This window comes from Microcoleus sp. Z1_B2, assembly GCF_036700325.1.
Classification (GTDB): domain Bacteria; phylum Cyanobacteriota; class Cyanobacteriia; order Cyanobacteriales; family Microcoleaceae; genus Microcoleus.
Genome location: NZ_JAUBOQ010000113.1, coordinates 1 through 1518, shown reverse-complemented (window position 1 = coordinate 1518; position 1518 = coordinate 1). Strand labels below are relative to the sequence as shown.

The 1518-nt window shown below is 41.9% G+C and carries 1 protein-coding gene and 1 pseudogene; one reads left to right on the top strand and one right to left on the bottom strand.

The genetic code is table 11. The annotated features are described in order from the left end of the window. Positions 1-72 precede the first annotated feature (72 nt). Positions 73-672, bottom strand: a pseudogene (locus QT984_RS29675) (IS4 family transposase); the annotation flags it as partial. Positions 673-1058: 386 nt separating this feature from the next. Between QT984_RS29675 and QT984_RS29670 the strand changes: the two are divergent. Beyond that, complete coding sequence (locus QT984_RS29670) at positions 1059-1460, top strand: hypothetical protein (RefSeq protein WP_333058670.1); 402 nt, start codon at positions 1059-1061, stop codon at positions 1458-1460. Positions 1461-1518: the final 58 nt, after the last annotated feature.

Genomic DNA, 1518 nt, shown 5'->3' with positions numbered 1-1518 from the left:
TTTTTCTAATTAACTATTTTTATCGATTTTATCATGATCTTGCCTCTGTCTCACATTTATTTGAAATGACTATAAATTCGCATATAACAGGCGACTCATTACAATCTCACTCATCGTCAATGAAGCAATACCAGCCGATACGACTGCACCTGTGAGCAATGAAAAGAGCACTACCACTTTGGCGATGGGAAATCCACACCCAGTTTTTTGATTGCTGTGTTGCGGATACTCAGCTTGATTGGCAGCAGTATCACTCATCAACACGGTTGTGCCGGCGAGATCCCGCACCTGTCGTCCACACCATTGCTGTAGGCGAGGAACTTGCTTTTCTAGTGCCTCTGCCACTACAGGTACTAACTGTTGGACAAGTCTTTCAGGTAGTCGTTGACGAGCTTTACTGTATGCCCCAGTGTCTGAAGAAGGAGGCACCACTCCAGCACCACTGGGCCAGGTACTCATCCGTTTTACTGCTTGACTCAAACTTTTGTCTGGATCTAGTACCTGAGATATCATCGCCCATAAGGTAACTATCGGCGTATAGACGCTGTTGTAGTATCTGAGATTCTCCTTCGCCAGAAGCTCTTTGACTGTAGAGTCTGGTAGCAATTCTTTCCAGGGTAAGGCAACACTCTGTAAAAATTGTTGCTTGAGAATAGACGCACGATTGGGCATACTAGAGAGAGATATTTTGGTTTGTAAGGCAATTATCTATGCAGAGCTTGCCTTACAGATTTTTTTTTGCTCACTTTTTCAGTGCCATTGGATTTTAGTTGACATTGGTACTCCCGCGAAAATGCCTAAACAGAGGGGAAAATCCCCTGGTTGGGAAAAAGGAAGGGTACGAACCAAGGCACCGTCCTATCCCACTGTGAAAAAACGGGTTTCTCGACGCAAAAAGTCTTCAAGATTAGTTATTTAATCTTCTTCCTCTTGAGTTTTTGAGTAACAGCTTGCCGGATATTCAAAGGCAGCTACTTTTGGCTGCAATCATTTTTTAGTCTAAACTACAGGAAAAAAAGAAGGTTCACAAATACGAAGAGCATGGTAGAATATAAAGCATGACGCAAAAAACATCTGCTGACCAATTAGTAGAGACCTTACTGCAAAGCATTGAGCCATCTGCAATTGCTGACGAATCATTACGTCGTACAGTGTCCATATTGCTGAACCTTGTAGAGCAATTACAAGCAGAAACCAGAGAATTACGAGCAGAAAATCAAAGATTAAAATCCGAAAACAATCGCCTGAAAGGAGAACAAGGCAAACCAGAGGTCAAAGCTAATGGAGCGAAAAAGTTAAAAGAGAACTACTCATCGGAAAAAGAGCGAAAAGCACCCAAAAAGCACATTAAAAGTAGTAAAAATGCTCTGGTCAAAGTTGACCGATCAAAAATCCTGGAGTATCCTGAAGCAGAACTACCATTCGATGCAGAATTTAAGGGCAGGGTAAACGCATCTTAATTTCAGCCTAAAACATGATAAGATGAAGTATTGGGCTAAATCAAGTGCGTAATTAGGT